The organism is Pseudomonas sp. c313, from assembly GCF_055407145.1.
Genome location: NZ_JBUZRD010000029.1, coordinates 1 through 9,330, shown reverse-complemented (window position 1 = coordinate 9,330; position 9,330 = coordinate 1). Strand labels below are relative to the sequence as shown.

General features: G+C 58.6%; 5 protein-coding genes and 2 pseudogenes. 4 read left to right on the top strand and 3 right to left on the bottom strand.

Going from position 1 to position 9,330, the window contains the following annotated elements; genetic code table 11:
* Both ACZRKZ_RS27515 and ACZRKZ_RS27510 read left to right on the top strand, forming a co-directional pair.
* Window positions 1–4,450: pseudogene (locus tag ACZRKZ_RS27515) on the top strand (LapA family giant adhesin); the annotation flags it as partial.
* Window positions 4,451–4,603: 153 nt separating this feature from the next.
* A complete protein-coding gene (locus ACZRKZ_RS27510) occupies window positions 4,604–4,942 on the top strand; it encodes a tryptophan synthase subunit beta (protein ID WP_350617076.1) in 339 nt (112 codons plus the stop codon).
* 220 nt (window positions 4,943–5,162) lie between these two features.
* On the opposite strand, the gene lapD is transcribed toward ACZRKZ_RS27510, so the two are convergent.
* The gene (gene lapD / locus ACZRKZ_RS27505) at window positions 5,163–7,109 is read right to left on the bottom strand and encodes a cyclic di-GMP receptor LapD (RefSeq protein WP_463970654.1); all 1,947 of its coding nucleotides are present in this window, start codon (window positions 7,107–7,109) and stop codon (window positions 5,163–5,165) included.
* An 8-nt stretch (window positions 7,110–7,117) separates the two neighbouring features.
* A complete protein-coding gene (gene lapG, locus ACZRKZ_RS27500; RefSeq protein WP_463970653.1) occupies window positions 7,118–7,816 on the bottom strand; it encodes a cysteine protease LapG in 699 nt (232 codons plus the stop codon).
* A 273-nt stretch (window positions 7,817–8,089) separates the two neighbouring features.
* On the opposite strand from lapG, the gene ACZRKZ_RS27495 reads away from it, so the two are divergent.
* Window positions 8,090–8,800, top strand: coding sequence for a GntR family transcriptional regulator (locus tag ACZRKZ_RS27495; protein ID WP_463983192.1), 711 nt, complete (start codon window positions 8,090–8,092; stop codon window positions 8,798–8,800).
* Between the two features lie 65 nt (window positions 8,801–8,865).
* Window positions 8,866–9,026, top strand: a pseudogene (locus ACZRKZ_RS27490) (SRPBCC family protein); the annotation flags it as partial.
* A 153-nt stretch (window positions 9,027–9,179) separates the two neighbouring features.
* Here the strand turns inward: ACZRKZ_RS27490 and ACZRKZ_RS27485 are convergent.
* Window positions 9,180–9,330 (bottom strand): hypothetical protein (locus ACZRKZ_RS27485; protein WP_463983193.1); only part of this gene is annotated, 151 nt, incomplete at its 5' end.

Sequence of the window (9,330 nt, the reverse complement as noted above, 5' to 3'; positions counted from 1 at the left end):
CTCCAACACCATTACCCAAGTGGTCAGCGGCGGCGACAAGTACGAAAAACTCACCGTCAGCGACAAGCCGGCGGGCACCACCGTTATCGACACTGAAACTCCGTCGACCATCAAACTGACCGCCTCCGGTGAAGTCAGCGAAGGCGGCCAGGTTACTTACACCGCGACGCTGAGCCACGCCGCTGGCAGCCCAATGACCGTTACCTTGAGCAATGGCGCAAAAATCACCATTGAACAAGGCAAGTTCTCCGGCGAAACGAAGTTCGACGCTCCAACCGATGACGTCTTCAAAGATGAAAGCACCGTCTCGGCCACCATCAAGCCAGACGGCATCGCTGGCGGTAACTTCGAGAAGCTGCAAATCGTCGGCGGCGCAGCCGATACCGTCATCAAAGACACCATCGACGATGTAACCGTGGAGCTCAAAGCCACGATCTCCGTGGATGAAGGCGGTCAGATCGTCTACACCGCGTCCCTGGTGGGCAAAAATAATGTTGCAGTCACCAACCTCGGTTCCGATCTGGTGATCAAGCTGGCCAATGGCGAGACTATTACCATCGGCAACGGCAAAACCTTCGGCACCACCAGCATTACCGCGCCAAATGACCCGTATACCGGCGGCACCAACGTGTCGACCACGATCGCCACGCTGGTCAGCGGCGCGGACAAGTACGAGCACCTGACCTTCGACGGTACGCCAGCGGTCACCAAAGTGACCGATGTGAGTACCCAGACCACCCTGAGCATTACCGGCGACACGTCGGTCAATGAGGGTGACACTGCGCACTACACGTTGAACCTGACCAACCCGGCCGGCACGGAACTTACCGTGACGCTGACTTACAGCGGCACCGCCATCGACGGTTCGGACTTCAGCGGCGTGTACACCGTGAAGATCCCGGCCGGCGCCAGCAGTGTGCCGTTTGATATCAGAACCCTCGATGACAAGCTGACCGAGACTACGGAGAATTTCGTGGTCAAGATCGCCTCGACCACTGGCGGCAACTTCGAGAATCTGGTGATCGGTACCGGCAGCGCCAACACAAACATCATCGACAATGACGCCCCGCCGGTTCTCGACCTGGACGCCAACAACTCCAGCGGCGTCATCGGTGCAGACTACAAGGTGACCTTTACTGAAGGCGCCGCAGGCCCTGGCGTGTCGATTGCCGACACCGATATCAGCATCACCGACCCGGACAGCACCATGCTCACCGGTGCCACGGTGATCCTGACCAACGCTCAGGCAGGTGACGTACTGAACCTGGGTATCAATGTCGGTGGCATCACCATCACCCCCAACAACCAGACGGGCACCATCACTCTGGTTCTTGAAGGCAAGGCGACGCTGGCCGACTACATGCAGCGCATCAAGAACATTACCTTCAGCAACAACAGTGAAGACCCGAGCACCACGCCGCGGATCATTACGGTGAAGGTCACCGATGGCGGCAACTACTCCAACACGGCTACCACCACGGTCAACGTGACTGCGGTCAACGATGCGCCTGTAGCGACCGGCGGCGCGATTACCGGCCAGGAAGATATCGGCAAGGCACTGCTCTGGTCGAACTTCGGTATCACCGATGTCGACTCGCCTGCCGCCAACCTTGGGGTGAAAGTCACCGAATTGCCGGTGGCCGGGAAGCTGCAGTTCCTCGCGGCGGATGGCGTTACCTGGACTAACGTGACCAGCGGCCAGGTCTTCACCAAGGCCCAGATCGACGATGGCAAGCTGCGCTTCCTGTCAGGCACCAACGAATCCGGGACCGACGGCTACAGCGGCACCGGCATGGGCAACAAACAGGCGGATTACGCGCAGTTCAAGTTCCAGCCTACCGATGGCGTAACACTGGGTAACGCGGCGACGGTGAAAGTCGACATTACACCGATAGCCGACGCGCCGAACCTCGCGGTGGCGGACAATAATGTCAACTCCGTAGGCCTGATCAAGGAAAGCTGGAACAGCATTTCCGGCTTGGGTAACAACGGCAATGGTGCTGCGGCTGATGTGCTGAAAAACGCCATTGATAACGCTGGCGTTGCGAATACCAAGGGCACTGTGACCAATGTCGAGTCCTCCTCTGACGTAGCGGCCACCGCTGGCTCGAAAACGTCCGGTTTGATCTACATGGAAGCAGGCAAGAACTACACCTTCAGCGGTACCGGCGATGACAGCCTGTTGGTCAACGTTGGCGGTACGAACGTGGCCAGCGCCACGTGGGGCAACAACAGCGGCAAGTTCAGCGGCACGTTTACCCCAACCGTCAGCGGGTACTACAGCCTCGAAATCTACCACGCCAACCAGTCAGGCCCTGGCAGCTACGACGTCAACCTGTCGATCAACGGCGCGACCGCGGTCGACCTGAGCAAGGCCAATGTGCCGCTGTACACCGGCGTTACCGACCTGATCAATGCCGGCGTGAACGTCTCCGACCTGCAGGGCAGCAACGGCGACGGTTACTACACGGGCTACAAACTCAACGAAGGCCAGGAAAACGGCACGGTGAACCTGTCCAAGGTCACCACCAGCCTGTCTGATATTGACGGTTCGGAAAGCTTGAGCGTGAAGATCAGCGGCGTACCAGCCGGTGCAGTGCTCAGTGATGGTGCCGGGCATACCTTTACCGCAACGGCGACCAATGGCACGACGACTCTGGATGGCTGGAACCTGGCCACCTTGACCCTCAAGCCTGCGCCTTACACCAGCGGCAAGTTCGACCTGACCGTGACGTCGACGTCCACCGAATCACTGGGTGGCTCGGCGGACACAATCGCGAAAATCCCGGTTGTGGTGTACCCATCGACCTACCACGAAGTGACCGGCACCTCGGGCAGCGACACGCTCAATGGCACCGACGGCAACGACATCATGGTCGCGGATATCGGCGGCCTGCATGTGGTCCAGGGCCAGAATTACAACATCGCCTTCATGGTCGATAGCTCGGGCAGCATGAACGATGACTCGGTCCTGGCGGCGCAGAAATCGCTGAAATCAGTATTCGAGACACTGCAAAAGAGCATCGGCACCACCGGTGCAGGTACCGTGAATATTTTCCTGGCTGACTTTGATGAGAGGGTCAACCAATCGATTTCGGTCAACCTCAAGGAAACAGGCGCCCTGGACAAGCTCATGACCGTGCTTAATTCCATGGTGTCGGGTGGCGGTACCAACTACGAAGACGTGTTCAAGGCCACGAGCAACTTCTTCAACAGCAGCACGGCTCTGGCCAATAAGGCCAGCGCCAGCGGCGCCACCAACATGACGTATTTCATCACCGATGGCCAACCGACGTTCTACCAGTCGAGCGAATCGAACAACCCGTCCCTGTACGGCAATGTGCGACTCGACGACGTGTTGCTCGCCAGCAACTACACCATTGGCCAGGCCTATACCCTGGAGATCGATAGAAGCCATACGATCAAAGTCGAGACGAATGGCGACCTGTATCTGTCGACCAACGGCGGTGGGTACTCCTACAAAGGCCAGGTACACGCCCAGGGCGACGGCACATTCGAGTTCTCCAGACTCGCCGGCACTGGTTATGACAACTGGTGGAACGTTGACGAGGCAAACACCGGCTCGAGCGCCAGCTTCACAGCGTTGAGCAAGCTTTCCGGGGTGGAAGCCATCGGCCTGAACAAGAACGTCAGCCTCAATGACCTGTCCCCGTACGACTCCGACGGCAAGCCCCAAACCAATATCGATCCCAAGGACTTGGCCAACGCCATCCTCGGCCACACCGAAGCAACACTGCCGGGGGCCGACAACGTCAACGGCGGTAATGGTAATGACATCATCTTCGGGGACCTGGTGAGCTTCAGCGGCGTGACGGGCGAAGGCTACGACGCACTGCAATCGTTGGTTTCGCAAAAGACCGGGATTGCCAATGTCACCGGCCAGGATGTGCATAAGTACATCACCGAGCACTACACCGACTTCGACGTGTCCGGCGCCAAGGACGGTATCGATCGCCTGCTGGGCGGCGCGGGCGATGACATCCTGTTCGGCCAGGGCGGCAATGACTATCTCGATGGCGGCAAGGGCAATGACATTCTGCTGGGCGGCACCGGCAAGGACTCGTTGATCGGCGGTCAGGGTAACGACATCCTGATGGGTGGTTCGGGTGCTGACACCTTCGTGTGGAAGTCCGGTGACGTCGGCAACGATGTGATCAAGGACTTCAAGGCATCCGAAGGCGACCGGATTGATCTGCGGGATCTGTTGAAGGGTGAAACCGACAGCTCCATCGACAACTTCCTCAAGATCACCACCGTGGAGGGTGTATCGACCCTGCAGGTCAGCAGCGAAGGCAAGCTCAATGCTACCGGCGGCCTGGCCAACGCGGATGTGACCATCAAGCTGGAAGGCAATGACTGGTCGCACACCAGCATCAACTCTCTGATCTCCGGTGCCGATCCGACCATCAAGATCGATCACACCGTCTAAGACGAGGTTCATCGGCCGCCCACCCAGGGCGGCCGATGCACATTGGCGCCTCGTCACTGGCTCTGGGTGACGGTTGCACCGCATACTCACGGCCACACCTGCACCGTTAGCCTATGCTGCTGACTGCGTGCTACTTATTCCTGAGGGATTTCTATGTTTTACGTGCAACGTGATGCGCAAGGCGTGTTGATTCGCGTGGAAGCGGCCGCCTTCGCCGAGTCGACAGAAACGCTGCCGGCCGATCATCATGAGATCCAGGACTGGTACGCCAATGAAGTGGTGGAGACCAGCTTGAATCAGCTCAAGCAGAGCGACCTGGAGATGATCCGGGTACTCGACGACTTGATTCAGGTGCTGACCCGAAAAGGGGTGATCAGCGTGACCGACCTACCGCCGGCGGCCCAGGCCAAGTTGTTGGACCGTAACCAGGCGCGGGAAGCGCTGGGTGGGCTGAGTCAATTGATCGATGATGAAGAGACGGGGTTGATCTGAGGTCTCTGTAACTACGGTGACCCACAGCCATCGCTGCCTGTGTATGTACGCGCATTGTGCAGCCGCTGCTGTTTCTCGCAGCTGGCGAGGCTGCGCTGGAGGCGACTCGGTGCTGGCGTCTGATCTGATGGCGGCGTTGCGGGCGACGTAGCCTCGCTGGAGTTCGACAACTGCTACGAGATGCCCGCGGTGCCACACATAAGCCCTGCGGTGTCGCCTGTTAGCGCCACGGCGCCGGCTCGCCAAACAACTGCCCCTGCACACCAAAAATCCCCATCTCGCGAATCACCTTCAGCTCACCTTCGGTCTCCACCCGCTCGGCAATCAGCGGTAGGTCGATGCTGTGGGCGGCGCGCTGGATGGCTTCGATAAACAAACGTTTGTCGCTTTCCTGGTCGATGTCGCGAATGTAGCTGCCATCGATCTTCAAGTACGCCAGACCCAGGCGCGCCAGGTTGCCAATCATGCTGAAGCGCCCGCCAAAACGCTGCAGGCTCAGGGAAAAGTCCAATTCCCGCAGGCGATGGGTCAATTGCTCCAGCACCGCTTGTTCGGGCAGTTGTTCTTCACCGATTTCCAGGGTCAGGCGCGGGCCTAGGTTGGAATGCTGACGCAGCAGGTCAAAGACCCGGTTCAGGGCTTGAGGATCGGCCAGCGTGGCAGCGGACAGGTTCAAGGCCAGTGAGTGTTCGTGGCTGCCCATTTGCTTGAGCACCAGCTCCAGCATTAACCGGTCAAGGCGTGCCGACCAGCCGAACCGCTCAAGCCAGGGCAGGAAGCGCCCGGCCGGGATGGTATGGCCGTGGTCATCCACCAAGCGGGACAAGACTTTGTAGTGCAAGATCAGTTGCGTATCCTGGCTGGCTACTACCGGCTGGAAATACAGCTCAAAGCGCTGCTGGGTCAAGGCCCGGTCCAGGAGCGTGTGCCAGGCATGGTGGTCGTCACCAACGCTGGCGGCGGCGGCGTGGTCGAGGCAGACCCAACTGACATCGCCCTGGGTTTCAGCCTGAGCCAAGGCCTGGTCGGCCAGTGTCAGCAGTGCCTGGGGCGAGTCGCCGTGGGTGAAGGGGGCCAGGCCTATACAAGCAACCGGTGTGACGTCGCTGGCCCCGGTGGCTTGCAGGCTGAGTAGGGTACTTTCCAGGTTTTGCGCCAGTTGCAGCGCCTCTTCACGCATCAGCCCCGGCGCCAGCACCGCGAACTCACCGCCACGGATACGGGTGACCAGATTGTGGGTTTCCGGGTACGGCTCGCACTGGCGCAGCAGTTGTTCACCGACGGCCTGCAGCAACTGGTCGGTGCGCTGCCCGCCCAGACGCTGGTTGAGGCCCGCCAGGTCCTTGACCCGCAGCAGCAGCAAATAACCGGAACTGGTTTCCTCAGGGTTACTGACCCGGGCGTTGAGTTGCATCTCAAAATAGCGGCGGTTGGCCAGACCCGTGAGGGTGTCCTGATAAGACTCCACCCGCAGCTTTTCGCTGCGCTCGGCCTGTTCCTGAAACAGCGCCTTGAGTTTTTCCACCATCTGGTTCATCGCCTGTACCACCCGCCGCAGCTCCGGCGTGCGCGGCAGATCGGGCAGGCTGAGGAACTCGCGACGGGCAATGGCCTGGGATTGCTTGACCATGTAATCGAGCGGCTTCAACTGCCGGCGCAGCAGCAGCGCACCGAGCACTGCGCTTACCGCACCACAGAGCAGCAACCAGCCGAGGCTGCCCAGGGCACTCTGCCAGAGTTTGGCCAGGGCAAACATCGGATGGCTGACCACCTCGACCCGCGCCGCCTGTTCCCAGCCACGGCTGACCAGAGCGTCGCCACCGGCCGGCTCCAGGCCGATCAGCTTGACGAACCAGTTCGGCACGCCGTTGTTGTCGGGGATACCGCTGCGCTCGGCGATGGTTTGGTCATTCGTCAGATCCACTACGCGGATGCTCGCATAGTAGCCGCTGTCGAAGATCGAGCTGACCAGCAACTCGACCATGGCGGGGTCGTCGATATTGGGCGTCAGGGACAGCGCCAGCGCCGTCGCCGCGTCCTGCGCATGGGAGCGCAACTGATTCACGTACTGGGTACGCGAGCTTTCCAGGCTGACCATGAAGCTGCCACTGAAGGCGACCACCAGGAACAGACAGATAGCGATCAACAGTTGTTTGAACAGAGACATCTGAATGGTTACTCCTTGATGGCAGGCTCGGCTGGAAAGCCTTCCGCACGCATTTTTTTCAACACATCCTGCCAGCGCGACAAGCGCTTGGTGTCGCCTACTTTTTTGTTGCCCTTGGCGCCCGGCAGCCACAAGCCTTCAGCATTGAAGGAGTAAACGGGCAGCAAGTCGGTCCGCTGGCTGGCGGGCTGGATGTCATCGATCAGACTGTCGAGCACCAGCGGCATCGCGTCTGGCGTCGAATAATAGGTCAAGACCATATGGGCTCGATTCTGACGCAAGGCCTTGACGTAGGTAATGCGCAATTTGTCGCTGGAGACGCCCAGGTGACGCAGGCTGAAATACTTGGCGACTGCATAGTCTTCGCAATCCCCGGCCCCCTTCCATAACGCTTCAATGGGAGTTTCCCAATAGTCCACCTGATGCCAGAGGTCGATGTCTTCCACATAGTGCATCTGCTTGTTGAAGAACAGGTTGACCACCTTGAGCTGTTCCAGCTCGCTGACCTGCTTTTGCGTCGCCAACAGCCGCTGCCAGTCGTCAATGCGCTGCTGGCCTGCACCAAGCGGACCGTACAGGTCGGTGGCCCGGCGGCTGATCTGGGAAAAATCCCAATCGGCATGCAACCCGCCAGGCAGTAAGCCAGCCAGCAGCAGTGCTGAAAACAGCCAGCACACGATCCAGGAGGAAATAAAACGTACCGCCAATGCGTTCAGTCCGTAGAGAGAGACGGATAATCAAGCGATGGTGAAGCTTCGACCGGCAAAAAACAATGGCACGGTGCAATCATCCCTGGCCCGCCAAGCTTATTGGCACGAGGTCTGTAAGACGTCGCCAAACCGCGATGTGGGACGATATAAAGGGTCATGAAGCTGCTTACAAACGAAAACCTTGCCTGTTTGACAAGCTTGCATGCAAGCTCTAGTGTGCATTGGATCCAATCAATAAAACCCATTCTAATAAAGGAGGATAGCGTAGTCGTGACGCAGAAGCCGAACCCTTTGAGCAGCATCAACGTCAGCGGACCCATTCCCGCCCACCTCGCTCGCTCCGTAATTGAAGAAACATTGCGCAACGCCATCCTGGATGGTCGCCTGCCCTGCGGTACTGCAATGCGCCAACAAGAACTGGCCTGCCTGTTCGGAGTGAGCCGGATGCCGGTGCGTGAGGCATTGCGCCAACTGGAGGCACAGTCACTGCTGCATGTCGTTACCCATAAAGGTGCCGTGGTTGCGCCACTAATAGAAGACAACTCAGCCGAGACCTACGCTCTGCGAATTCTTCTGGAGTCCGAAGCGTTGCGCTTGTCGATCCCGCTGCTCACGGATGACGACATCACCCAAGCGGGTGGCTACATCGCTGCCCTTGAACACGAAACCGACTACACCAAAATTGGCCGGCTCAATCGCTTGTTCCACATGGCCTTGTATGGCAAGGCGCCCAACCAGCGGCTATTGAAGCTGGTTGAACACGGCCTGAACGAAGAGGAGCGGTTCCTGCGCTTCAACCTTGAAGCCATGGGACTGTGCAAGATCTCTCAGGAGGACCATAGCGAACTGCTGAACCTGGTCGCACAAAAAAAGGTCGACGAAAGCATTCTGACCTTACGCAATCATCTTATGAGAGGGATGGAAGTCATTACGCTCTACCTGAACGGCCTGGAGCAGAGTAACGAGAAAGAGCCGCTGTAGATGGAAGCCCAGTGCTCGCTTTAAGCCACAAAGGGCTGCGCCAATGGGTTGCAGGTAGCAACCTTATGGCACAACTTCAACCCGATACCTTGATCAACAATCCGCACGGCACCCCCACGGAGTCATCAGTGACGATCGTCTGCTGTTTATTCCTGCCCTGTCGCACATCGAGATGACGGGCACAGGCCTGGGATCGCTGCGCAAGAAGTTCTTACACGATGGTAATCATTACCGAGCCCGTCGACACAAACGTCGAGGCTTTGCAGGGTTTTAAACAGTTTCGCGCTGGATAACGTACGCCAATTGCTCAGCTGAGGTTGTGGTGAGCGGGCTTGTCCCATCACCACAACGTCTTATCCAGCGCGTTGCAGAACGAATGTCAGATCTTGAAGCTATCGACCAACTGCTTCAAACGGCTGGCTTGTTGCGAGAGTGCATCACAGTCTTTCAAGGTTTCGTTGAGGTTGACGACGCCCTGCTGGTTCAGCATGTTGATTTGGTTGATGTCGACGTTGAGGGTTTCCACCACG